The following is a 24195-nucleotide window of genomic DNA, read 5'->3' as shown; positions in this document are numbered from 1 at the left end:
GGCACATCGGAGTCGGCGTCTGGTGTCGGGGCCGACGCGGCTCAGCCGGTCGGTTCCCTGATCATCCCGTGCATCGTCGGCAACCCGTCGGTGGTGATGTCCGCGGTCGCGTGGAACCCGAAGTGTTCGTACACCGGGATGTTCTCCGTCTTCGAGGACTCCAGGTAGATCGGGAGTCCGTCGGCCTCGGCCCGCCTGATCCCGGACCGAAGGATCGCCGAGGCCACGCCCCGCCCCTGGTAGCGCGGTTCCGTGGCCAGGTCCGACAGGTACCAGTGTGGCCGCCGCGGAGCGGCCGCCACCATGGCGTCGAACGCCCGGCTCAGCGCGATCGCGCGTCGGAGCCCGACCAGCCGCAGAATGTGCGGGGTCGCGCGCAGGAACTCCATCGGCCGGGTCCCCGCCTCGTGCGGCGGATACCAGATCGCGGCCCCCGCGATCACTCCCTCCACGACGGCGACCTCGCACCGCCCGGCCGGGATGTGTCCCAGTCCCACGTCGATCGCGTAGAACCGCGCCGTGCGCGTCACGTCGCGTGGGTTCTCCGGGAACATCCAGTCCCAGAACGGATCTCCCCGAAACGCCTGCGCGAAGGCACGAACAGCCCCGGCGGTGTCCCCCTTCGTCGCCCACCGAACCGTGGGAGAGCTCGTGCGTGTCATGATCCCCCGATTCCCCGTCGGACCCCTGCCCACACCAGGCCGTCACCGTGCCCTCGACCACGGTCCCGCACCCGCTGGAGCCGGCCTGCGCAGGTGCTGCCGCTCGCGCTGACCACGGCCGGGAGCCGCCGGAGCCCACCGCGTGGGAGAGCGCTTACGACAGCCCGCTCGCTGGGCGAGACCGGGACGACCTGGCCGCGTCGACGGTTCTCGCCGCCCGGCCTTCGTCCTGGGGGCGAGCCGACGACCCGCACCGCGCGGGGTGAGCGCGGGACACCGTGGGGATCGGAAGGGGCCGCTACGTCCAGACGAGGCGGCGGGTGGTTTCGAGGTCGAGGGGGCTGGTGCCCTGGGTGACGAAGAGGAGGGCCGCGCCTTCCTCGCCGCCGGTGTGGACGGCGTCGGCGCGGGAGACCCAGCGGGTCCAACTGCGGGCGTATATGTCGGCGGTGCGGCGGTGGCGGGCGAGGATCTCGGGGACCTTGTGGTAGATCGCGCGGTTGGCGGTGCCGTCGCCGCGGAGTGACGCCAGGAGCTGGCGGCCGGCGTCCTCCTCGTCGGTGACCTCGGCCTCGAAGCGGGGGATGAGGTAGCGAACCCGGCCGGTGATCGGGCCGAGGGCGTCGTCCAGGGCCTCGCTGAACAGTGTCGACTCCTCGGGAGTGGCGCCGTGCATCACCACGCGGTACACGCCCTGTGGATCGACCTCCAACCGGACGCTGTCCGGGCCTCGGGCGCAGTGCCCCGTGCGTTGGAGTGAGTCGGCGACGGCCCAGGCGATGTCGATGACGTCGGGGCCCCGGGCCGAGCCGGCGGCGAGCGACGCGTGGGTCTGGGCGTAGCGCGACTGGTGGCGTCGGCGGAGGACCCGTGGCGCGCCGACGCCCAGGATCAGCGCCGCACAGCCCGCGAGCAGGGCTCCCCACACCACGGCCTCGGCGGGAGACGTGAACGCGGCGAGCACGGCCGCCAGTACGCCGCCGAGGAGCGCTCCTGTCACCGCCGGGCCGGACGCCGCCGGCCGGGCGGGTGGACGGACGACGTGGAACCCGCGCTCCGCCGGGACCAGCGGCGGCGGGGTCGGAGTTCGGGAGGACAGCCCGGCGGGACGAGGGGAGGTCCCAAGCGCCGTCGTGGTCGGGATGTGGGTACGGGGGAGACGAACGCTGAGCCCCACCCGTGTCACGTCGTCGTAGCCGTCGCCGACCCGCCACAACGCGCGCGTCGCGGGTCGGTCCTCGGCGCGGGCGATCATCCGGGCGTTGATCCCGTCGAAGTCCTCGGCGGGGGGCGGGGTGAAGGACGAGAACTCCGAGTCGACCTGTGCGACGCCCTCGGTCACGGCCCCGGAGCGATCCACGCCAAGGAAACCCTGGTACTTGCGGGCGAGCCGGGACCAGTCGGCGGCCCCCTTCGGGTGCTCCGGAGCTACGCACGCCACCGTCCAGGTGTGTGCCACCTTCTCGGGCCAGGACGGGTCCAACCGGAGCGCTCGGCCGCGGCTCTGGGTCACCGCCGTGGAGGTGGTCGCGGTGGTCAGGTCGACGACCGTGGTGACCCGGCGGGCGTCCCACCCCTCCCCGAGCAGTGCACGGGTGCCCACCAGGAGTCGGGTGTGCCCCGCTTCGAAGTAGGCCGTCGCCAGGCGCACCCACGTGCGCGGAGTCCAGCGGCCCACCAGCGCCGCCAGTCCCTCCACCTCTTCGTCCTCGACCTCCAGTTCCAGCGAGGGCGTCCGCTCCTCGATCCAGGACCGGAAGGCGTCGAGAGTGCCGCGGGTCCCGGCGACCGTGCGTCCGGTGACCAGCAGCGGGTGGAGGGGGAGTGTGCGTTCGTCGTCGCTCAGGAGGTCCAGGAGCCGGATCGCGGAGCCGGCCTCGGGGCGCAGTACGTCGCCCAGACGCGCGCTCGATCGGGCGGGGGCCCGTTCGTGGTCGCAGAGAACGAGAAGCCGGAGCCGGTCCTCCAACGACGCCCGTTCCAGCGCCGCGATCTCGACGACGCCGCGCGCCTTGGCCTCGCTGCGTGCCAACAGGCGGTCGACGGCGCTTCGTCCCTTGCGCACACCCTGCCGGGTGAGTCGGTAGCCGGTCGCCGGCAGCGCGGACCGGATGCGTTCCACCGCATCCGTGGTGCGCTGGTCCTCGTCCGCACGCCCGGCCAGGCAGTTCTTGAGGTAGTCGCTGAGCAGCGCCACCCAGTCGTCGGCGTCGGGGGCCCGGCGGTGGCGTTCGCTGGGCCGCGCTCCGTCGGGGAGGGCGAGGCGGCCCACATGGTGCAGCCGCAACGCCGCGTCGGCGAGTTCCGGTTCCTCCGCCGAGATTCGGGACCAGCTCACCCGCTCCTGTCCCGCCGTGGCCCCGTCGAGGGCGCGGGTGGTGAGACGCCGCTCCAGCCACTCCAGGAAGCCAGGGGTGACGAACGCGGGGTCCATCAGGTCGGTGCAGAGCTCGGTGAATCGCTCGGCCTCCGAGCGGAGGTAGTCGTGCTCCACGGCGGTCGGTTGGGTGAGCCAGGTGAGTTCGGCGAACGGCGCGAGGTACCCCTCCCGGACGAGGGCGGGGACGGAGGGCCCGGCGATGGGCTGGTCGAACAGTGCCGAGACCAGTTCCGATTCCTGCGCGTTGAGGTTCTCGGCGGGGGTGCCCGTCAGCCCGATGACGCGCGCCTCCGGCATCCGCTGGAGGATCTCGCGGAGCAGCCGCCCCCACACCTGAGCGAGGTGATGGCACTCGTCCAGCACGAGAGTGACGGGCCCCGCCGCGTGCAGCCGTTCGACGAGAGCGGCACCGTTGGGGTGGAGACGGCGCAGGAGTCGCTCCGTCGTGGGCGACCGGTGCGCGCGGGCCCGACTGGAGCCCGCGGGTTCGTCCTCCCCGTCGGGCCGCGCCCCGTTGGTCTCGTCCTCGGAGTCGGGGTCGAAGACGGCCAGGGACTGGTAGGTGAGGACCGTGATCGGGGCATGAAGGTCGCGATCCGTGCCCGCCGGGATCTCCGGGCCGGTCGAGCTGAAGGAGCGCCAGTGCGAAATCCACTGGCTCTGGATCGCCGAGTTCGGAGTGAGGACCACCGTGGCGTGGCCGAGACGGCGCGCGGCCTCCAACCCGACGACGGTCTTTCCCGCGCCGGGCGGTAGGACCACCCAGGCACGCCGCGTCCCCGACTCCCACCGAGCCGCGAGTTCGTCGAGGACCCGCTCCTGGTAGTCCCGGAACCCGGGATCCCACCGAGCCGCGGCCAGCCCGGCCGCGATGTCCCCAGCGTCGGAGGACATCTCAGTTCGGTTGGTCGAACACGTGCCGTCGGACCCAGGCGTGCATCGCGACAGCGGCGGCCGCACCGGCGTTGATGGATCGGGTGGACCCGAACTGCGCGATCGACAGCACCGCAGTGCACACCTCCCGTACCTCGGCCGACAGCCCGGGGCCCTCCTGCCCGAACACCAGGACACAGGATTCCGGTAGTGGGTAGGTCTCCAGCGGCACGGAGCCCGGCAGGTTGTCGATCCCTATGACCGGCAACGCGCGTTCACCCGCCCAGGAGACCAGTGCCGCCGCGTCGGGGTGGTGCAGGACGTGTTGGTACCGGTCGGTCACCATGGCGCCCCGTCGGTTCCACCGGCGGCGGCCCACGATGTGGACGGCCTCGGCGGCGAAGGCGTTGGCCGTCCGCACGACCGATCCGATGTTGAAGTCGTGCTCCCAGTTCTCCACCGCCACGTGGAACGGATGACGACGGGTGTCCAGGTCCGCGACCACCGCCTCGTCGCGCCAGTAGCGATACCGGTCGACGACGTTGCGTCGGTCCCCCTCAGCGAGCAGAACCGGGTCGTAGTGGTCCCCGACGGGAGGCGTGCCGAGCCACGGGCCGACACCCACCTCGGGCGCCCCCCGCTGGACCGACACCGTCTCGTCACTCATCCGCACCAGAATACGGCGCCCCCACGCCAGGCCGTACTTGGCCAGGTCATACCGCCGGCGAACCGTGGGGGGCGGGTGCCACGTCGGCGACCACCGATCACCCGCCGACTCCGTTGGGTCGGCGGCGGTCCTCGCGGAGGGCCGGGACCGGGACGCGGGATCGACGCCGGACGTGAAGGCATCGCCCGCCCATCGGCCGGAGGCCGCCCTCTACCTGTCGCCCCGATGGCGCCGGCCGGCGGCCACGTCACCAGAGGGCCGGTCAGCCTCGGCCGATGGTGATGTCGCCGTGGACGTCACCACCGATCTGGGTGACCGTTCCAGCGGTTCCGGACACCGAGTTGTGCACGGCGGGGCGGGACGAGGTGGAGGTGAGCTCGTTGATCAGATCGCGGATGACGGGATCCCGTTCCCGCAGTACCGCCAGCCGGTCGGCGAGCTTCGCCTGGGCGTCGGAGTCGTACTCGTCGTCGCGCACCGCCTGGAGGAGCTCGGTGTCCTCCTTGGAGCCCGCAAGCCGCTCGCGGAGGGTTCTGCGCAGCTTGGGCAAAAGCGCCTTCGCTCCCTCGACAAGGCCCTCGCCGAGTTTTCCCGCCACGGCGGCGGCTACGGCGAGGGTGACCGGATCACTCATGGCGCCTCCCAGGGGGGTGGTGGGGACTTCAGCGTGCCACGAATCGTCGGAGCGTGGGAGGGCCTCCCTAGGAGTCCGGGGGACCGGCGGGGCCGTCTGTCGTGACGAGGTCGAGGTCGTACTCGGCCAGAAGCTCGTTGATGGGCTGGAAGAACGTCACGGACTGTCCACCTCCGCAGTCGCCGGACCCGCCGGAGGTTACTCCCTGGGCTTGGGTGTCACTGACGAAGGGGCCGCCGGAGTCGCCGGGCTCCGCGCACACGGTGGTCGCGGTGACGCCGTCCACCACGCCCTCCGGGTAGCTGACCGACACGTTGGTGGCCTCGACGACGCCGCAATGCCATCCGGTCGTCGACCCGGAGCGGCAGACGGTCGAGCCCACCGGCGCCTCGTCGGACCCGGAGACCCGCACGAACCCTCCGGTGTCGTACTGGGACACCAGCGCGGTCGGATGCCACGTACTGCTCACCCAGGCTCGGTCGCCGTCCCCGGGGAACAGGGACTCCTCGACGATGCCGTCGGGCGACTCGGTGGGGACGCCCTCCCCGCCGCAGTGCCCGGCGGTCGCGAAGCCCGAGACCGATGCGGGGACGGGATCCTTCCCGCCGTCCTCCTCGGTCTCCGAATCGCCCTGGTCGTCCGGCTCCGACTCGACGTCGAGCCGGAGGTCGTCCGTGTCGCGCGGGGCCACCGCGAAGCCCACGGAGCACCGGCCACTGGGGGTCGTGTACGCGAGTCCCCCCACGATGTCGGATTCGGCCGGCGCGGTGTCGTCCGTTCCGTCCTCGGGGGCACCCTCGAAGGTCTCGTAGCGCACGGAGGTCTCCTGGATGTCGACCATGCCCGTGTCGATGCCCGCGTTGGCCGCGAACAGTTCGCCTTCCACGGTCTGTCCTTGCGGGACCTCGATGACCACTTGGTCCTGCGTGACGTCGGTGTACCAACGCGCGGCCTCGAAGGGGTCGACCCCGTTGAGCGCGTCCACGGCCCCGTCCAGGGTGTTCGTGCCGTAGGTGACGAGGCGCGCGTTGGCCTCGGCGTCCTCGACGGTGTCGGTGGCCGCGGGGTCGGTGACCGACACCGTCAACTCGCCGGACTCGGGGTCGAAGACCGATCCGGCGTAGGCGTCGCCCAACGCGTCTCGGAGGTCCTGGTCCGTGAGTCGGGCCTGGGCTTGGTCGGTGAAGAGCCTGGCGACCTCGTCGGCGTCCACCCCGAGGTCACGCTGCATCGCGGCGAGAACCTCGTCGGCCTCCCGCCACTCCTCGGGGAGCTCGGCCGGGCCGTCCCACCGGGTGTAGGCGACACCGCCGACTACGGCGAGGATGAGGGCGGTCGTGGCGAACAGGGCGATGGCCGACCGGCGGTAGAAACGCTCACGGCCTGGGCGAGGGGGGCGCACCTGGCGGTCTCCTTCGGTGCGGGAGGGAGCCGTTGTGGACCCGGTGGGGGGCACCGCATCCATGATCCACGGTATCTGGGGATGTCCGTACATCGGGCGGAGTGTCCCCGAGTGGCCACCTCGGTCCTACGGCGCCGTCGACGATTCCCCACGCCCCCCGGAAGAGAGAAGTCCGGTGCCCCACGGATGTGGGACACCGGACGGATGACCGAACGGGGTTCAGCGACCCCAGGTCAGACTAGCGAGAGGTGACGCTGAGCTCGGTGTCGGCGTCCTCGTCCTCGTCGTCCTGGACCTCGTCCTCGTCGCCGTCAGTCTCGGCGTCCTCGGAGGTGGTCTCGTCGCCGCCGTCGCCCGCGGGGGCTTCGGTGACGAGGTCGAGCCCGTAGGCGTCCAGGATCGGGTTGATCGGCTGGAAGAAGGTCGTGCCGCCGGTGTCGCAGTTGCCGTTGCCGCCGGAGGTCACACCCTGGGCCTGGGCTCCGCTGATGAAGGAGCCACCGGAGTCGCCCGGCTCGGCGCAGGCGGAGGTACGGGTGAGACCGTCAACCTGGCCCTGCGCGTAGTTCACCGTGGAGTCGAAGGCCTGAACCAGACCGCAGTTCCAGCCGGTGGTGTAGCCGGAGCGGCACACGGCCGCGCCGATCGGCGCCTCCTGGGAGCCGGAGACCTCGACATAGCCGCCGGTGTCGTAACGGTGCACCAGGTTGGTCAGCGGGGCGTCGGTGGAGACCCACGCCATGTCGGCACCGGGGAAGTCGGAGCCCGCGAAGGAACCGTCGATCTCGGTGGTGGTGTCGCCCTCGTTGCCACAGTGACCGGCGGTCGCGAAACCACCCTGGCCATCGGCCCCGGTCACCGCGAAGCCCACGGAGCACCGCGACTCGTTGTTGATGTAGTAGTTGAAGCCGCCGACGACGTCGCCCTCGGCCGGCTCGAAGGTCACGTACTCCTCGGCACGGTCGACCCGCACCATGGACGGGTCGATGCCACTCGCCGAAGCGATGGACTCGGCGTCGTCCTCGGCACCCTCGGGCACCTCGACCACGATCGAGTCGTCGGCCTCGTCGACGTAGACGCTCGAGGTCTCGGCGGTTTCGATGCCGGAGGCGGCGGAGGCGAGCTCGGTGCGGCCGTGGTCGACGACCCGCGCCTCGGCGCCGGCGGCCTCGACCTCGTCCACCGCGGACTCGTCGGTGACGGAGACGGTGAGGGTGTCGGAGTCGATGTCGTAGACGGCGCCGCCGTAGGCGTCACCGAGGCTGGCCTCCAGCCCGGCGCGGATCTCCTCCGCGCTCGCCTGCTGAGGGAACACTTCCTCCGCCTCGGCCGGGCTGATCTGGAGGTCCCGAGTCAGGGCCTCCTCCGGCGTCGCGGCGTAGTCCTCGGTGCTCTCTTCGGCGTCCTCGTCCGCGTCCTCAGTCGCCTCGGGGGCGTCCTCGGTGTTCTCGGCCTGGGCCGTCGGCTCGGGAGCGCTGTCGTCCTTCCAGAGGAAGTTGACTCCGACGATGGTGACGGCCACCAGGGCGACCAGGGTCACCAGTGCGATAGCGCCGTTTCTCCACAGGCGCTTGCGATTGTCCGTAGTCGTGCGCACGACTCGTGGGCTCCTTGTTTGTTCGATGAAGGGGGAGACACTGCGAGATTCGGGGGTGCGTTGCCGGGCGCAGGGGTCAACGCCGCGTCGCAGATCGATCACTGACGCTAACGGTTCACCTGTTACGGGTGGGATGATTTGGCCGAAAGCGGCCATAAGTCATGACATCACGAACGATGAAGGATGAACCGTACACAACGGACTTCGCTCGGTGATCATGGCTGGACAGGGCGCATGGGTAAGGTGACGTGAATTGTCTTCACGCTGCGGAGGGTGACGTCCCTGTCACTCCGTTGTGGGGTGGTTCACCCACCACTAGGCAGGTGCGGAGCTCACCGGTGCGGTCAACCGGGGATTCGGCCGGAGACGGCGCGGGAATTCAGTCAAACGATGTCCGATTTCGGTCGGCGCACATCCCACGTCATGCGGGACGCGCGCCGACCGATCGGCTATGCGCTCGCGACCACGGGCTCCGACGCCTCAACGCGGCGGGCGGAGCGAGTTGCGGAGGAACTCGACCTGGAGCAGCAGCAGGCTCTCCGCCGTCGTCTCGTCCGACGCCATGTGCGTGATGCCGGACAGGGGGAGCACGGTGTGCGGGCGCGCGGCGGTCAACAGAGCGTCCGACAGCCGTTGGGTGTGCGCGTAGACCACGTTGTCGTCCGCGAATCCGTGGATCAGCATCAGCGGGCGACGCAGCCCCTCCGCGTCCTGGATCAGCGAGCTGCGTGTGTACACCTCCGGCGCGTCCTGGGGTTGCCCCAGGTAGCGCTCCGTGTAATGCGTGTCGTACAGGGACCAGTCGGTCACCGGCGCCCCCGCGACCGCCGCGTGGAACACCTCGGGACGGCGCAACACCGCGAGTGCGGCCAGGTAGCCCCCGAAGGACCACCCCCGGATCGCCACCCGGTCCAGATCCAGGTCCGGGAACCGTTCCGCGGCCCCGCGCAACGCCTCCACCTGGTCCTCCAACGGTGGGTTGGCCAGGTCGTCGCGCACCGCGGTCTCCCACGCCACGCCTCGGCCGGGACTACCGCGACCGTCGGCCACGACCACGGCGAATCCCTGCTCCGCGAACCATCGGGAACTGGCGAAGGCGGCTCCCGCGGACAGGACCCGCTGCGCGTGCGGGCCGCCATAGGGGTCCATCAGGACCGGAAGCCGGCCTGACCCCGGCTCGTGCCAGGACGGCAGGATCACGGCGGTGCGCAGCTCTCGTGGGCCCACACTCGTCAGGGTGAGGCGCGGCGCGGGAAGGTCCGGCGTCTCGGCGTGGGAGGCGAGGGTGTGGACCTGGCGCCCGTCGCGCCAGATCGCCGTGTGCACCGCGCAGCTGTCCAAGTCGCGCCGCTGCAGCACGAGAGTCCCGCCACCGCGGGTCGCGCCGTGAACCCCGCCTGGTTCGGTGAGCTGGTGCAGGCCGGTACGCGGGTCGTAGGTCCAGACGTCGATCTGGGTTGGCTCCGAGGAGGCCAGGAACAGCACGCGACCGTCCTCCCGCCCCGAGGAGTCGACGTCGAGCACGCCGCGTACCTCCAGCCCCGACGGCGTGACGGGGGTGGAGTCGAGGAACAGGGACCGAGTGTCGTCGGCGACCCCGATCCACACCACCTGATCGTCCGCGGCCCTGGTCGGCACGCCCGGCATCAGCTCGACCCACGCCGGATGCGTGTCCTTGCGCGCCAGTGTCGTGTCGCCCGTGGTCGGGTCGACCTCGAGGAACCGGACCTCGCGCTGGTCACGCGACTGCACGGTGACGAGCGGAGGCGCTGTGTCGCTGCTCCAGTCCACGTCCACGAGATAGGGGAAGGCGTCGACGTCCCACGGTACGGGGATGGGCGTCGAGCCGGGCTCGGTGGCGACCACGGCGAGGGACACGTCCGCGTTGGGCGTCCCCGCGGCGGGATAGGCGATGGTGGTCGACCCGGCCTCCGGTGTTCCCGGGTCGCTGACCTGCCACTGGTGCACCGCGCTCTCGTCGACCCGTGCCACCACCAGCGCGCGCCCGTCCGGGGACCACCACAGTCCCCGGGTCCGACCCATCTCCTCGGCGGCGATGAACTCCGCGAGACCCCAGGTCACCCCGTCGGCATCGGGCTCGACGACGGCTCGGTCGTCGTTCGAAACGAGGTCGAGTACGCGCACCGAGCCCCGGTGCACGTAGGCGATGGAGTCCCCGGCGGGGCTCACCTGGGGTGCGACGGCGGGTTCGGCGCTGGGGAGTTCGCGAACCGGGATCCAGCGCCCGGGCTCGCTCACGGTCACGAGGAACAGGCGCCCAGCCAACGGACACACGATCACGCGTAGCGCGGGGTCGGCGGTGTAGCTGACCACTCCGCTTCCGCTCTCGCGTACGCGCTCCCGGCGGGCCCGCTCCTCGGGAGGGATGTCGGCGTCGTCGTCATGGAGGTCGCGGGGGTCCAGCAGGATCCGTTCGCTCCACGTTCCGTCGGCGTCGGACTCCGCGATCCACAGGCAGCCCACGGGGTCGGTCCCGGTACGACTGCGGAGGAAGACGACGCGCTGACCGTCCGCGGAGACCCGCGGGGAGCGCGGTGCGCCGAGGGAGAATCGTTGGGTTCGTGCGTACTGGCGTGGGAAACTCACGCGTCGATGATGCCAGTAACGGCGCCGCCGCGGGGGAACCACGCCCGGTCGGGAGGTCCGACCGGGCGGGAAATGGGTGGGTGTGCGTCTTGTGCCCACCGGTAGTTGGGTATGGTCCCCGGCATGGAGGATCGCCGGTTGCTTTTGGTACACGCCCACCCGGATGACGAGTCGATCACCACGGGGGCGACCATGGCCAAGTACGCGGCCGAGGGAGCTCACGTCACCTTGGTGACCTGCACCCGGGGCGAGGAGGGCGAGGTCATCCCCGCACCGCTGGAGCATCTCACCCAGGACGGCGACGCGCTCGCCCAGCACCGCGTCGGTGAACTCGACAAGGCCTGCCTGTTGTTGGGGGTTCCCGACCACCGGTTCCTGGGAGAGGACGAGGGGAGACAGTACCGGGACTCCGGAATGATGGGCGTGCCCAGCAACGAACGGCCCGAGAGCCTGTGGCAGGCCGACCTGGACACAGCGGCCAGAGACCTCGCCGCCGTCGTGCGCCAGGTGCGCCCCCACGTCGTGGTGACCTACGACGCCAACGGCGGGTACGGCCACCCCGACCACATCAGGACCCACCAGGTGACACTGCGCGCGGTGGAGCTCGCGGGCAGCCCGGCCCTACCGGGGGAACACCCGTGGCAGACCCGCAAGGTGTACGCGATCGCGGTACCCCGGTCCGTCCTCGCCGCCTCGGTGGATCGCCTCCGTGCGGCGCCGGGCTCGTTCACGGCGCCGGACTCCATGGAGGACCTCTGGGAGTCGGCCCCCGACCAACAGGTCACGACCCGGATCGACGGCACGGAACAGTGGGCGGCCAAGACCCTCGCACTGCGGGCGCACGGCACCCAGATCACCGTCGACGGTGAGCGGTTCGCGCTGTCCAACGGCATCGCCCAGGAGATCAGCGCCGTGGAGTACTTCACCCTGCTGCGGGGGCCGGCGTCCCGGCCGACCCAGGACGGATACGAAACCGACCTGTTCGCCTGAACGCGCGCTGGGCGCGAGCGTGTCCGCGCGGTGAGGCCGGAGCGATAGCCTGCTGGAATGGCTGGTCTGACGACCCTGCGGGGGGAGCTGCGGCAGGTGCCGAGTACGAGGAACGATGTGGGGCGAACCCTGCTGGACATCGCCACGGGCACGCTTCTGTTTCTCGCTGGCGCGGCCACGGGACTCGTGTGCGGATTCACGGTCGCGTGGTTCGCCTGGGTGGAGCAGACCGGGACACTCGGCATGGTCCTCGCCTACGCGGGGGCGGCGAGCTACGTGGTGATGCTCTTCGTCGGGTGTCGTCTGGGCGCGGTCGGGATGGACGGCAGGGTCGGGGCGTTCCTGCCGGCGGCGGGCTGGATACTCGCCACCCTCGCGGTCGCCACGTTCAACACCGGCGGAGACGTCGTGTTCGGCCGCCAGATCGTCAACTACGTGGTGCTCTACGGCGGTGTGTTCGTGGTGGCGGCCGCGGTGATCACCGCGCCCATCGGCCCACGGGTGCCCCGGCGGGCGTCCGGTGGGAAGGACCTGACCACCTCGTCAGGAGTCTGACCAGAACCTGAAGTTCAGTTCCCCGTACGGCAGCAGCAGAGACTCGTCGAAGAGGTCCAGGGACTCCAGGACCACCGTCGCCATCGGCAGGAGCTGGCTGTGCACGGGGGGAATCCACAGCAGCGCGAAGACCGCGATCGGGGCGTAGGTCCGAACACCGTCGCTCAGTCCGAACGTCGCCCACCGGCGCGGAAGGTACGGGGCGAGGGCGGCGAAGCCGTCCATACCCGGAATGGGCAGCAGACCGACGATCGCCGCGGTGGCCTGCACGAACGCCACGAGCAGAAGTCCCGACCAGAACCAGGAGTCGGTGGGCTGCCCGCGCAGCATGAGGGCGGGCACGGCCACGAAGAGCACCGCCAGAAGCAGGTTGGTCAGGGGACCCGCGAGCGCGACCAGCGTCTGGCGGCGCCGGCCACGAACCCCCTCCCACCGGTGCGCCGGTCCGGTGAGACCGAACCCGCCGAGGATCAGGTACGCCGAAGGAAGGACGACGCTCAAGAACCGGTCCGGATACCGGAACGGGTTGAGGGACAGCAGACCACTACCCCGCAGATCGCGCGCCCCCCAACGGTGGGCGAGCGCCGCGTGACTCCACTCGTGGATCACGATCGACAGTAGCCACGCGCCCAGGACGAGAACGAACGCGCCCGGGTCGGTCCTGTTCCACGCGAGCCACCCGCCGAGGGCCGTGACGCCGAGCAGGGCGAGGAACACCGGACTCGGGAGGTGGTCGAACCGGGAACGCCGGGGCTCCGCGGCGGCCTGCGCGGGCGCGTCCTCCGCGGCGGCCGTCCCCGTGGGGCTCACCCGGTCCGAACCGCTGTCGATCGCGGTCCCGGTCGCGCCGTCGGTCACGCTGCCGGCCGAGGAGTCGGCCGGAGCGTCGGGCATTTCGTCGGTGGATTCCGAGGTCACGGTCCCCAGGGTAGGGGCGTGTCCAGAACATGAGCACCTGGGTCACGGAAAGCGGCCCCCGCGTCACCGGGTCATACGGTCAGAACCCGCCGATCCTGGCCCTCGCCCGTCGTGACGCGCGGCGACTCTCGCGCGTCGCGGGAGTCAACAACCGTGGCCACAGGGCTCTCCGGGAAAGGGCTCTGGGACAGGGAGACGAGTGGCGGCGACATCACGGTGATCGGGGCGGGACGCCGTGCGTGGCACAACGTGATGGGGCGGCTCCGTCGAGGCGCGTCGCCCGCCGTGGAGGCCGCTCGGAAGCAGCCCGGATACGTCGACCTGGCGAGTTCACCACATCCGGTCGAGATGGATCGGTGAACGACGTCGCGTGTTGGGCGCCGCGGGCGGCTCAGGAACGCCGTTCGGGCGGTGGCACCCCCGCCAACGGTGTCCGTCGAGATCAGCGACTCCGTGGTGCTCCAGCGCGAGGCAGCGCGGACAGGGCCGCCGCTCGACCGAATGGCGACGAAGCGCCCGGCGCCTCAGATGGAGGCGCCGGGAGAGGTCGCGGACAGGTGGATGGCGGTCAGGGCGAACGCCCGGCCGGCGGTCGTGAGCTGACAGTGGTCGGCGGACTCCTCCCCGCTGGTCACGAAACGCAGCGTCTCCAACAACCACGTCGCGTTCAGTAGGACGGAGCGGGCGGTCGCGTCGTCGGACTCCTCGTCGCCGTCGTCCTTCGCGTTCGACTTCTCCGACGACACGCGACGCCAGCCACAGTTGAGGAGGATCCCGCTCGCCTCCTCCGCGATCGCCGATCGGCCGCGCCGCGACTCCACGGCTCCCGACGAGGAACGCGACAGCAGCAACCCCAGCAGCGTCTCGATGGCGGCCTGCTCGAACCCGTCCGTGCTGAGCACGCCCTCGGCCACGGCCCGCCACAGGTCGTCGGTGTTCTCCCGCAACTGTCGGCCCCGACGAGTGAGGATCATGCGGCGCCCCACCCGGCGCACCGCACGCATACCACGCAGCAGTTTGTGCAGCGCGATGAGCTGCAGGACGTCGGTCTCACTGCGGGGCGGCGCCTCGGTCCAGCCGAACTCCGCGCACAACTCGCGCACGATGGTGGGGGAGATGTAGCCGATCTGGGTGAGACCGATGCCGTCGTTGGCGTAGTCGAGCAGACGACGGATCGGGGCCAGTGCCGCGTCCGCGTCGCGAGGCGTCCCGGCGCCGGCGATGATCTGCCCCCGCAGCGGCCACAGCTCCTGGCGGTGGGGGTGGGAGGGGGCGCTCAGCCAGCCCTTGACCCGTTCGTCGCGGATCTTCTCCAGCCGGCTGCGGCCCTGCATGTCGGGCTGGGTGAGGAACCCTCGGGTGTGCTGCTCTTGGGCGGCTCGCCAGCCTCGGGTCCCCGGGCGGATCTCGCCCACGGCGATGGCGATCTCCAGAGCGGCCGAGGTCGCGTTGTAGGCCTCGATCTCGGCCGTGCCCAGAGCGGTTCCCCAGGTCAGTTCCGGAAGGTCGGGGGGCTGGACTCCGGAGGCCCGCATCCGCTTCTCGTAGCAGGCGACTCCGTTCTCGTGGCTGGTGGCGTAGGCGGACAGGACCTCACGCGTGGTCGCGGACGTGCACACGTCGGCGTAGCGATCGAGGTCGAGCAGAGTGAAGAGCCGCCCCAGCGCGTGGGCGACGGACTCGCACTCCGATCGGGTCGCGGCGAACCGCACCGGGAGCACGTACCAACAGAACTCCTGCACCGCCAGCTTGCTCAGGGGCTCGAGTCCTCGCCCCGATGTGAGCGTCGTCAGCGCGTTCTCCGCGACGCGGGCAGCCTTGGGGTCGAGTCGGGCCAGCTCGGCGAGAGCCGACGCAACGGTTTCCTGCATGGCGGGAGTGATTCACCTCCCAGGCGTCCGTGAGGCAGGTGACCCCGCGACGGGGGTGGTAGTCGCATCATCACCTGCGGTTACTGCTCCGTGAAGGAGCTGGGGGAATGACTTTACTCGCTATCACAGTAGAGGCTATGACCTGTGTCACTTGTCCGTCTCGACGTTGGACGCTGATCTCCTCTCCCTCCCACGCGATCAGGACGCCGACCACATCGGTCATCTGGCCGGAGACCAGGCGATACCGCACCATGACACGTCGCCCGACATCACGTGGAGTCACCTCGTGGACCAACCGATAACCAGCCACAAGGCCCCCAATTGCGTTGTGCTGCCTCCGAAAGGCCATACTAGAGAGAGGGTGACCCGCCACGCAGGTCGGAGAATCGCGGTCCGGTAGCGCACAGCGTGCGGGCCACGCTCCGGTGTAGGGCCGGGCGCAACATAGTCCGGCGCTGCCGGGACAGCACTGTCCGCTGAACGCAATCGCAGCCTATGCGGTCAACGCGGTGAGATACCGAAAGAGGAGTACGGCGTGACCTACGTCATCGCAGAGCCTTGCGTGGACCTTCTCGACAAGGCGTGCATCGAAGAGTGCCCCGTCGACTGCATCTACGAGGGCAAGCGGATGCTCTACATCCACCCTGACGAGTGCGTCGACTGCGGTGCCTGTGAACCCGTGTGCCCGGTGGAGGCCATCTACTACGAGGATGACCTGCCCGAGCAGTGGTCCGACTACTACAAGGCCAACGTCGAGTTCTTCGACGAGGTCGGCTCCCCGGGCGGCGCGTCGAAGGTCGGCAAGATCGACGCCGACCACCCGGTCGTGGCGGCGCTGCCGCCACAGGCTCACGAGTGACGGCGCCCAGCCACGCTCGCGCGTGACAAACGTTCGTTGGTGTCGGTCGGGACCAGGGTTCCGGGCCGGCACCTTCGTGCTTCCGGTCGGACCGTCCCCCTGCGTACGCCCGTGTTCCTCGCGGAGCGGGGCATAGGGTGACGGTGCGCCACCGAACCCCCGTGTCGGTGGTGAGCGGAGTCGTCGAGGAAGGGGAAAGCCCAGTGGTGGAACGGACACCGGTGAGCGCGCGGTTGCCCGTCTTTCCGTGGGACCAGCTCGTGCCCTATCGGCAACGGGCCGAGCGTCATCCCGACGGCGTCGTCGACCTCTCCGTCGGTACCCCGGTCGACCCGGTCGCGCCCTCGATTCGCGCGGCGCTCGCCGACGCCGCTGACGCACCCGGATACCCCACCACGCTGGGACGGGAGCGGACCCGCGCCGCCGCCGCCGACTGGCTGTCCCGCCGGCACGGGGTCGACGTCGACCCGGGGTCGGTGCTGCCCACGATCGGTTCCAAGGAACTGGTCGCGTGGCTGCCGACACTGCTCGGCATCGGTCCGGGCGACACCGTGATCCACCCCGAACTGAGCTACCCGACCTACGACGTCGGGATCAGGTTCGCCGGCGCCGAGCCGCTGCGCGCCGACAGCCTGCTCAGCTCGGGCCCGGCCCGCGTTCCCCTGGTCTGGGTCAACTCGCCCGCGAACCCCAGCGGTCGGGTCCTCCCGCCGGAACACCTCGCGAAGGTCGTGGCCTGGGCGCGGGAACGCGGCGCCGTCGTGGCCTCTGACGAGTGCTACCTCGAGCTGGGGTGGGAGGGCCCGGATCCGCGCTCCATCCTGCACCCCAGCGTGACCGGAGGGTCCACCGAGGGACTGCTCGCGGTGCACTCACTGTCGAAGCGGTCCAACCTCGCCGGGTACCGCGCCGGCTTCGTGACCGGAGACCCGGAGCTGGTGGGGGAACTCCTCGCCGTGCGCAAGCACGCCGGCATGATCATGCCGGACCCGGTGCAGGTGGCGATGGGCGCGGCCCTCGCCGACGACGCCCACGCCGAGGAGCAGAAGGAGCGGTACCGGGAGCGCCGCACCCGCCTGCGCGCGGCCATGGAGAACGCCGGCTGGCAGATCGACCACTCCGAGGCCGGCCTCTACCTCTGGGCCCACAAGCCGGGCCTCGGCGCCTGGGAGGCCTGTGGGGAGCTCGCCGACCAGGGGATAATCGTGGCCCCCGGTGAGTTCTACGGGCCGAGCGGCAAGAACCACGTGCGGGTCGCGCTGACGGCGAGCGACGAGCGGATCGGCGCGGCGGTCCAGCGCCTGCGGGGGTGACACCGCCCACGTCCCGTCTGGGGCGTGGGAGCCGCCCCGAGCGCGCCGGTCACTCCAGGAGCAACTGGTCCGCCGCCGAGGCCTCACCCTCGGTGAGGACGTTCCAGTTCCCCTCCTCGGAGTTGGCGATCCACTGGTGCTCGCCCAGGGTGACGGAGTTCAGGCCGTACTCCTGGGCGTTGCTGACCGCCCACAACGCCATCGCCCACCCGAGTTCGCCGGTGGGTGCGGCCTCCGCGTGGGCCAGCTCGTCGGGGCCGACGCCGAAGACGCGCAGCAACTCGGCCTCGGCCGCGGTCACGTCGGTGGCCTCCCGCTCGTCGTCCGGGAACCAACAGTCCATCGCGGGCCCGGCACGGCCGGTGAAGACCTCGGCCATCACCCGTGAGCGGTCCTCGTGGCGGTCGTAGTACTCGCCGTCCGCGCTGCGCTGCACCTCCTGCGCGGCCTCGAACACCGGGAGGTCACCGTAGTCGGGGATCGTCACCAGGGCGTCGTAGAAGGCCTCGCTGGCGAAGACCGGGTCCATGAGCTGTTCCTCGTCGCCCCAGTCCATCGACGGGCGCTGCTGGAACAGGCCGAGGGAGTCGCGGTCCCCGAACGGCAGGTTGTAGAACTGCGACTCCTGCCACACCGTGGCGTAGGCCACGACGACGGCGTCGTCGGGCAGGTTCCGGTTGAACGCCACACCGCTGACGGTTGCGGCGTTCGCGGCCTGCTCGACGTCTAACCGGTCACGTACGTCGTCGAGCTCCGCGACGCAGGCGGCGCGCGGCGGAGCGGGCTGGATCTCGTCGATGGACCGCAGCACGTAGAGACCGCCGGCGATCAGACCGCCGCAGACGAGGGTGAGGACTAGCAGAATTCGGAAGAATCCGAATGGCCGTCGCCGAGTGGACACGTGTGACCCCGGGGTGCGAAATCGGGGGAGATCCTACGCGGTCGATCATAGGGCGTGGCCGTCGTGCTTCGTTCAACCAGTAGTCTCAAGGCCATGAGCACCCCGTTTGTGAGCCCACTTCCCGAGGAGATCGACAACCTCTGGGAGCGGCGCGCCGACCTGACCCCGAACGACAGCGACGCCCGCGACACCATCATCGCCGCGGTGGACGATCTCGACGCTGGGAAGGCCCGGGTCGCGTTCGTCGACACAGACACCGACGAGGTCGTCGTCGACGAACGTGCCAAGCGCTCGATCCTGCTCAGCTTCCGCGTGCTGGAGATGGAGCGCTCCGAGGTAGGAAGCTTCGTCCACAACGACCGGATCCCGCTGAAGACGCGGTTCGACGGTGTGCGCGTGGTCCCCGGCGCGATCGCCCGGTGGGGCGCCTACCTCGCCCCCGGCGTGGTGCTGATGCCGTCCTTCACGAACTTCGGCGCGTACGTGGCATCGGGAACCATGGTCGACACGTGGGCCACCGTGGGTAGCTGCGCGCAGGTGGGGGCCAACGTGCACCTCTCCGGTGGCGTGGGCGTCGGCGGCGTCCTCGAGCCGCCGCAGGCGTCCCCAGTGGTCATCGAGGACGACGCGTTCCTCGGGTCTCGCAGCATGGTCGTCGAGGGCGCGCGGGTCCGCCGTGGCGCGAAGCTCGGCGCCGGCACGATCCTGACCGCCTCCACTCGTCTACGACGCGGAGACCGGCGAGGAGCTCCCCCGAGGCGAGGCGCCGGCCTGGTCGGTCTGCGTGACCGCGAACCGCGTGAAGAGCTTCCCCGGCGGGGACTTCGGGATGCCGTGCCTGCTGGTGCTCAAGCGGCTGCCCGAGGGGGCCGAGCACGACAAGCTCGCCCTCAACGAGATGCTGCGTGAGCACGGCGTGAACGCCTGATCCTGCGACGCGAGGAGCGCCCCGTGGTTGACCTGTCGAAGGACGCGGTGGACCTCACCGCCGACATCGTCGACATCGAGTCCGTCAGTGGGAACGAGGACGCGCTCGCGTCCGGGATCCAGGACGCCCTGGAGTCGCTACCGCACCTGCGGGTCTGGCGTAGTGGCAACAGCGTGCTGGCCCGGACTGACCTCGGTCGGGCGCGGCGCGTCGTCCTGGCCGGGCACATCGACACCGTTCCCCTCGCCGGCAACCTTCCGTCCTCCGTGCGCGACGGCCGGCTCTACGGATGCGGCACGAGCGACATGAAGAGCGGCGTGGCGGTCCAGCTCGCGCTGGCCGCCCGGGTGACCGAACCGATCCACGACGTCACCTACGTCTTCTACGACTGCGAGGAGGTCGACGCCGAACGCAACGGCCTCCGCCGGATGGCGCGGGACCACGGGGACTGGCTCGCGGGTGACTTCGCGATCCTGATGGAGCCCACCGGCGGCGTGATCGAGGGCGGCTGCCAGGGCACGCTGCGGGCGGAGATCGTGACCCACGGCACCCGGGCCCACAGCGCCCGCGCGTGGATGGGGCACAACGCCATCCACGACGCGGTCGGGGTCCTGGAGCTGCTGCGCGCCTACGAGCCGCGGCAGCCCGTGGTCGATGGTCTTCGCTACCACGAGGGTCTCAACGCGGTGGGGGTCAGCGGAGGCGTCGCCGGCAACGTCATCCCCGACGAGTGCACCGTGACCGTCAACTTCCGTTTCGCTCCCGACCGCTCCGTCGCCGAGGCCGAGGTCTGGCTGCGAGAGTGGTTCGACGGTTTCGAGGTCCGGATGGTCGACTCCGCCCCCGCGGCCCGCCCCGGACTGGACGACCCCGCCGCGGCCGAGTTCGCCCAGGCGATCGGCGGGGAACCCCGCGCCAAGCTCGGCTGGACCGACGTGGCCCGCATGTCCGAGCTCGGAGTCCCCGCCGTCAACTACGGCCCCGGCGACCCGACCCTCGCCCACACCAAGGACGAGTACGTCGACCTCGAGGAGATCCGCGCCGCGGAACGCCGCATGATCGCCTGGCTGAGCGGAGCGTAGGACGGTGTTTCTGCGTCCTCCCCAGCGAGGGCGAGGACGCAGAAACCGTATGGACGGCCGGAGTCCTCTCCGGGGCCCGGGGGAGCCGTCTGATGGGCCACACAGGAAGCGTGCGTACCCTGATCTGGCGGTTCCCGACGTTCTCCAGTCGTTGGTAGCGGGATGGAGACGCGTCCGGCTCGACGGCGTCTGGCGGGTGACGAGGGAAGATCATGTGGCTGAACTCGCCGAGGAGAGTCGGCGGAGCGCGTCACGGTCCGTGGTCTGGGCGGATAACGTTTGGCCCATGACACACGACAGTTCGGATGTCCGTCACGCTGGACCGTTGACGTTCCACGGGCGCGCCATCCCCGAAACCACGACCGACCAGCGACTCCTCGACCGACGGGGCCCCACTGACTGGGTGCACACCGATCCGTGGCGCGTCATGCGGATCCAGGCCGAGTTCGTCGAGGGCTTCGGGATGCTTTCGGAGCTCGGTCAGGCCGTGAGTGTGTTCGGGTCGGCGCGGACCGCCCCCGGGACCGACGCCTACAAGCTGGCCGAGTCGACGGGGGAGCGGCTGGCGAAGGCCGGGTACTCGGTGATCACCGGCGGTGGCCCCGGCGCGATGGAGGCCGCCAACGCCGGCGCGCGGAAGGCCGGTGGCGGATCGATCGGCCTCGGCATCGAGCTGCCCTTCGAGCAGACCCTCAACGAGTACCTGGACATCAGTGTCACGTTCCGTTATTTCTTCGTCCGCAAGACGATGTTCGTGAAGTACTCCCAGGCGTTCGTCGTCCTGCCCGGCGGGTTCGGGACCCTGGACGAGCTGTTCGAAGCGCTCACGTTGGTGCAGACAGGTAAGGTCACCCGCTTTCCGGTGGTCCTGCTCGGCACCTCGTTCTGGGGCGGGCTCGTGGACTGGATCCGGCAGTCGCTGTTGACCGAGGGCATGATCTCCCCGGACGACCCGGACCTGGTGCACCTGACCGACGACCCGGACGAGGCGGTCCAGGTCATCCAGGCGGCACACAACAACATCTACGGCAATGGCAACGGCAACGGCGCTGTGTGACGACCGTGCGGTGGGCCGCGCCCGCCGGTGACCGGGTGGGCGGGTCTCGTTCAGGCGAGACCGCGCCGGGCCACGGCCGGGGGGCGCTCGCCTCGGACTGACGCCACCATGTCCAGGGCCTGGCGCGCCTGCGCCGGATGTGGTGTGGCGAAGGACCGCACACCCAGCTACGCGTAGACCGCGACGTCGGCGAGGGACTCGGCGACGGTGACCTCCGCGTCCTCCGCGGACCCGCAGCGGACCAGCACGTCGTGCCCCGCCGTCACCGCCGCGCGAACCTCGGCCTCGGAGGGCGCATGGCCGAGGTCAAGAGTGCCGGGGACGGACTCCCGTGGACCGACCACGGTGAGGTCGGGCGGGGCTGGGTCGTCGCGTTCCACCAGGGCCTTGTCCCCTTCCAACGGTGGCGAGCCGGACTGGTCGGACGGTCCGGCTGTGTTGTCGCTCCAGGTTACTTCGCGGGCCTGCCGTGGTGGCGCCACCACGGCGCGGCCGGACGGGAGCCGTGCGACCGGGGCCGGACGGGTTCCCTTCAGGCATGTGGCAGCATCGATGCCGTGCAGATCGTCATTGTGGTCAGTTGTGCTGTCGCGGCGCTCGCCGTCCTCGCGGGGGTCGTGCTGGTCGTGATGGGTCGCGGTGGGGCCGTGGGCCAGTTCGAGGCGGACTATCCGCCACTGGACCTGCCCGCCGACCGCCCCATCTCCGCCAGCGACCTGGGTGCGCTGCGTCTTCCCCTCTCCCTGTGGGGGTACCACGTGCGTGCCGTGGACGAGACCCTGGACCGGCTCTCCGGTGCCGTGCGCGAGCGTGACCGTCGCATCGCGGCGCTGGAGGAACAGATCGTGAGCCAGCGGGCGGCCGTTCCCTTCGGTGCCGCGCCGCCACCTTCGTGGCCAGCCGGTGTCGCCCCCATGCCTCCTCCACCTCCGCCGGTGACTCGGCCGGATGAGAACCCGGAACCCGAGCGGTCCCCGACGTCGGATGAGGGCGCGGCGCGGCCCGAGCCGGAGGACGAGGAGCGGCTCGACCCCGAGTCGCCGAGTGACGAGTCCGAGGAGCCACCATCGACACCGCCGAACGCGTGACGACAGCGGGCGCCCCGGTCGGCGCCGACGGGCGGGCACGGTGTGACTGGGCGTTGAACAGCGACGACGAGTTGCGCTACCACGACACCGAATGGGCGCTCCCGGTCCGTGACGACCAGGGCATGTTCGAACGGATCTCCTTGGAGGCGTTCCAGGCGGGCCTCTCCTGGCGGACCGTCCTGGTGAAACGCCCCGCGTTCCGTGAGGTCTTCCACGACTTCGCCATCGCCAAGGTCGCGGCGTTCGACGCCGACGACGTGGCGCGCCTGTTGGACGACGCGCGAATCATCCGCAGCCGCGCCAAGATCGAGGCCGTGATCGCCAACGCCCGCGCCGCCCTGGAACTGCCGGGTGGGATCGCCCGGCTGGTGTGGAGCTTCCAGCCAGAGAGCGCCCCCGTCCCGGTCAGCGCGGCCGACGTTCCCCCGACCACGCCCGACAGTGTGGCGTTGTCGAAGGAACTCAAACGGCGGGGATTCCGGTTCGTCGGCCCGACGACCGCCTACGCCACCATGCAGGCGGCCGGACTGGTCAACGACCACCTACGGGACTGCTGGCGCCGGCCGGGCGTCAACGACCGGTGAAGGTCGGGGTCTCCTTGTCCAGGAAGGCGCGGGTCGCCGCGACGTGGTCCTTGGTCTCGGCGCACTCCTCCTGGAGACGGGCCTCGAGCTCGAGGGCCTGGTCCAGCTTCAGCACGGAGCTGTAGGCGAGCGCACCCTTCACCGCGCCGTAGGCGGTCGTGGGGCCGTTGGCCAGTCGCGTCGCGATCTCGGTGGCGTCGCCCATGAGGTCGTCCGCCGACACGACCCGGTTCACCAGGCCGATCTGCAGCGCGTACTCCGCGGACACCGGTTCGGCGAGCATCAGCAGCTCCGTCGCCCGACCGAGGCCCACCAGGCGGGGAAGGGTCCAGGAGGCACCGGAGTCGGCGGTGAGACCGATCTGGGTGAAGGCCATCGAGAACTTGGCGTTCTCCGACGCCACCCGCAGATCGCAGGCGAAGGAGAAGGCGGCGCCCGCTCCCGCGGCCACCCCGTTCACCGCGGCGATCACCGGGGCCGGGACCTCCCGCAGCGCGAGCACGATCTGGTTGTAGTGGCGCCGAACCGTGTCGTCCAGACCCTTGCCCTGGGCGAGGTTGTCGGCGTGCTCGTGCAGATCCTGTCCCACGCAGAACGCGCGCCCCGCGCCGGTCAGTACGATGGCACGCGCCTCCTCGCCGGCGCGGCGGAGGGCGTCAAGCAACTCCTCCTTCATCTCCACCGTCAGGGAGTTGAGAGAATCAGGTCGGTTCAGTGTGACGGTCGCGACTGAATCATTGACCTCGTAGAGGACGTTGCTGGACACGTGGGGTCACCCTTCCGGTCGGCTACGCGACCACTCTAGGTGTGCCTGTCGGGGTGGCGCAGGTTAAGAATATTGCGGTGTTTGGCCGGGATGGCCGATTGATCGTTCCCAAGCGGGATCCGAAACCGAGATAATGGAATCCTGGCGATTCGCATCGCACGGAACTGGTTCAGATCGGGATGGTACCCGTATGCTCGGCGAACCTTCCTAGGAAAGGGGAACAGCATGGCGGCGATGAAGCCGAGGACCGGAGATGGGCCCATGGAGGTCACCAAGGAAGGGCGCGGCATCATCATGCGGGTTCCGTTGGAGGGCGGCGGACGACTGGTCGTTGAGCTCACCCCCGACGAGGCCAACGAGCTCGCGGAGCGGCTCAACGAGGTCGTCTGAGACCCCGCTCCACGCCCCTTGGTTCGGGCGCGCGGCGCCGCCGCGTACCCTCAGTGACACGCTTTTTTCTG

The 24195-nt window shown here is 70.5% G+C and carries 22 protein-coding genes and 1 pseudogene; 10 read left to right on the top strand and 13 right to left on the bottom strand.

Annotated elements, in window-relative coordinates; translation table 11 throughout:
- Positions 1-41 precede the first annotated feature (41 nt).
- From J4H86_RS10455 to J4H86_RS10425, 7 genes are all read right to left on the bottom strand, one after another.
- Positions 42-662, bottom strand: a complete 621-nt coding sequence (locus tag J4H86_RS10455) for a GNAT family N-acetyltransferase (RefSeq protein ID WP_236543313.1) — start codon at positions 660-662, stop codon at positions 42-44.
- A gap of 298 nt (positions 663-960) precedes the next feature.
- Positions 961-3936 (bottom strand): DEAD/DEAH box helicase family protein, encoded by a 2976-nt coding sequence (locus J4H86_RS10450; protein ID WP_236543312.1) that lies wholly within the window; start codon positions 3934-3936, stop codon positions 961-963.
- Between the two features lies 1 nt (position 3937).
- Positions 3938-4582, bottom strand: coding sequence for a TrmH family RNA methyltransferase (locus tag J4H86_RS10445; RefSeq protein WP_236543311.1), 645 nt, complete (start codon positions 4580-4582; stop codon positions 3938-3940).
- Positions 4583-4844: 262 nt separating this feature from the next.
- Entirely contained in the window at positions 4845-5216 is a 372-nt protein-coding gene (locus tag J4H86_RS10440) for a hypothetical protein (protein WP_236543310.1), read from the bottom strand.
- Positions 5217-5283: 67 nt separating this feature from the next.
- On the bottom strand, positions 5284-6618 hold the full coding sequence (locus J4H86_RS10435; RefSeq protein WP_236543309.1) for a S1 family peptidase: 1335 nt from the start codon (positions 6616-6618) through the stop codon (positions 5284-5286).
- Positions 6619-6856: 238 nt separating this feature from the next.
- On the bottom strand, positions 6857-8215 hold the full coding sequence (locus J4H86_RS10430) for a S1 family peptidase (RefSeq protein ID WP_236543308.1): 1359 nt from the start codon (positions 8213-8215) through the stop codon (positions 6857-6859).
- 480 nt (positions 8216-8695) lie between these two features.
- Positions 8696-10822, bottom strand: a complete 2127-nt coding sequence (locus tag J4H86_RS10425; protein WP_236543307.1) for a S9 family peptidase — start codon at positions 10820-10822, stop codon at positions 8696-8698.
- Positions 10823-10945: 123 nt separating this feature from the next.
- Between J4H86_RS10425 and mshB the strand changes: the two genes are divergently transcribed.
- Positions 10946-11812 carry an N-acetyl-1-D-myo-inositol-2-amino-2-deoxy-alpha-D-glucopyranoside deacetylase gene (mshB, locus tag J4H86_RS10420; RefSeq protein WP_236543306.1) on the top strand — a complete coding sequence of 289 codons (867 nt, stop codon included), beginning with the start codon at positions 10946-10948 and terminating at the stop codon, positions 11810-11812.
- Positions 11813-11869: 57 nt separating this feature from the next.
- Positions 11870-12367, top strand: coding sequence for a DUF6113 family protein (locus J4H86_RS10415; RefSeq protein WP_236543305.1), 498 nt, complete (start codon positions 11870-11872; stop codon positions 12365-12367).
- On the opposite strand, the gene J4H86_RS10410 is transcribed toward J4H86_RS10415, so the two are convergent.
- The 3 genes from J4H86_RS10410 to J4H86_RS27730 form a co-directional block, all read right to left on the bottom strand.
- Positions 12356-13285 (bottom strand): site-2 protease family protein, encoded by a 930-nt coding sequence (locus tag J4H86_RS10410; protein WP_236543304.1) that lies wholly within the window; start codon positions 13283-13285, stop codon positions 12356-12358. The two genes, J4H86_RS10415 and J4H86_RS10410, sit on opposite strands and share 12 nt — an antisense overlap.
- Positions 13286-13809: 524 nt before the next feature.
- The gene (locus tag J4H86_RS10405) at positions 13810-15156 is read right to left on the bottom strand and encodes a hypothetical protein (RefSeq protein WP_236543303.1); all 1347 of its coding nucleotides are present in this window, start codon (positions 15154-15156) and stop codon (positions 13810-13812) included.
- 70 nt (positions 15157-15226) lie between these two features.
- On the bottom strand, positions 15227-15505 hold the full coding sequence (locus J4H86_RS27730; protein WP_449451342.1) for a putative acetyltransferase: 279 nt from the start codon (positions 15503-15505) through the stop codon (positions 15227-15229).
- Between the two features lie 186 nt (positions 15506-15691).
- Here J4H86_RS27730 and fdxA point away from each other — a divergent pair, with 186 nt between their 5' ends.
- Positions 15692-16015, top strand: a complete 324-nt coding sequence (gene fdxA / locus J4H86_RS10400) for a ferredoxin (RefSeq protein ID WP_236543302.1) — start codon at positions 15692-15694, stop codon at positions 16013-16015.
- Positions 16016-16218: 203 nt separating this feature from the next.
- On the top strand, positions 16219-17328 hold the full coding sequence (gene dapC / locus J4H86_RS10395; protein WP_236543975.1) for a succinyldiaminopimelate transaminase: 1110 nt from the start codon (positions 16219-16221) through the stop codon (positions 17326-17328).
- Between the two features lie 49 nt (positions 17329-17377).
- Here the strand turns inward: dapC and J4H86_RS10390 are convergent, their stop codons facing one another.
- Positions 17378-18229, bottom strand: coding sequence for a hypothetical protein (locus tag J4H86_RS10390; protein WP_236543301.1), 852 nt, complete (start codon positions 18227-18229; stop codon positions 17378-17380).
- Positions 18230-18322: 93 nt separating this feature from the next.
- Between J4H86_RS10390 and J4H86_RS10385 the strand changes: the two are divergent.
- The 3 genes and pseudogenes from J4H86_RS10385 (at position 18323) to J4H86_RS10375 (ending at position 21296) form a co-directional block, all read left to right on the top strand.
- A pseudogene (locus tag J4H86_RS10385) lies at positions 18323-19157 on the top strand (2,3,4,5-tetrahydropyridine-2,6-dicarboxylate N-succinyltransferase).
- Between the two features lie 23 nt (positions 19158-19180).
- Positions 19181-20239: a succinyl-diaminopimelate desuccinylase gene (gene dapE, locus J4H86_RS10380; RefSeq protein WP_236543300.1), complete on the top strand. Its 1059-nt coding sequence runs from the start codon at positions 19181-19183 to the stop codon at positions 20237-20239.
- 286 nt (positions 20240-20525) lie between these two features.
- Complete coding sequence (locus J4H86_RS10375) at positions 20526-21296, top strand: LOG family protein (RefSeq protein ID WP_236543299.1); 771 nt, start codon at positions 20526-20528, stop codon at positions 21294-21296.
- A gap of 167 nt (positions 21297-21463) precedes the next feature.
- Here the strand turns inward: J4H86_RS10375 and J4H86_RS27435 are convergent, their stop codons facing one another.
- Complete coding sequence (locus J4H86_RS27435; protein ID WP_330932515.1) at positions 21464-21676, bottom strand: hypothetical protein; 213 nt, start codon at positions 21674-21676, stop codon at positions 21464-21466.
- Between the two features lie 177 nt (positions 21677-21853).
- On the opposite strand from J4H86_RS27435, the gene J4H86_RS10365 reads away from it, so the two are divergent.
- Together J4H86_RS10365 and J4H86_RS10360 are read left to right on the top strand one after the other, a co-directional pair.
- Positions 21854-22384, top strand: coding sequence for a hypothetical protein (locus J4H86_RS10365; RefSeq protein WP_236543298.1), 531 nt, complete (start codon positions 21854-21856; stop codon positions 22382-22384).
- Positions 22381-22968 carry a DNA-3-methyladenine glycosylase I gene (locus J4H86_RS10360; protein WP_236543297.1) on the top strand — a complete coding sequence of 196 codons (588 nt, stop codon included), beginning with the start codon at positions 22381-22383 and terminating at the stop codon, positions 22966-22968. The genes J4H86_RS10365 and J4H86_RS10360 overlap by 4 nt, the downstream gene beginning before the upstream one ends.
- Here J4H86_RS10360 and J4H86_RS10355 read toward each other — a convergent pair.
- The gene (locus J4H86_RS10355; RefSeq protein ID WP_236543296.1) at positions 22955-23734 is read right to left on the bottom strand and encodes an enoyl-CoA hydratase-related protein; all 780 of its coding nucleotides are present in this window, start codon (positions 23732-23734) and stop codon (positions 22955-22957) included. The two genes, J4H86_RS10360 and J4H86_RS10355, sit on opposite strands and share 14 nt — an antisense overlap.
- Before the next feature lie 225 nt (positions 23735-23959).
- Here J4H86_RS10355 and J4H86_RS10350 point away from each other — a divergent pair, with 225 nt between their 5' ends.
- Positions 23960-24124, top strand: a complete 165-nt coding sequence (locus J4H86_RS10350; protein ID WP_236543295.1) for a DUF3117 domain-containing protein — start codon at positions 23960-23962, stop codon at positions 24122-24124.
- The last annotated feature ends 71 nt before the right edge of the window (positions 24125-24195 follow it).

Source organism: Spiractinospora alimapuensis (assembly GCF_018437505.1).
Lineage (GTDB): Bacteria > Actinomycetota > Actinomycetes > Streptosporangiales > Streptosporangiaceae > Spiractinospora > Spiractinospora alimapuensis.
Note: the sequence above shows the minus strand (reverse complement) of the source record. Positions and strands in the feature narration are given on the sequence as shown.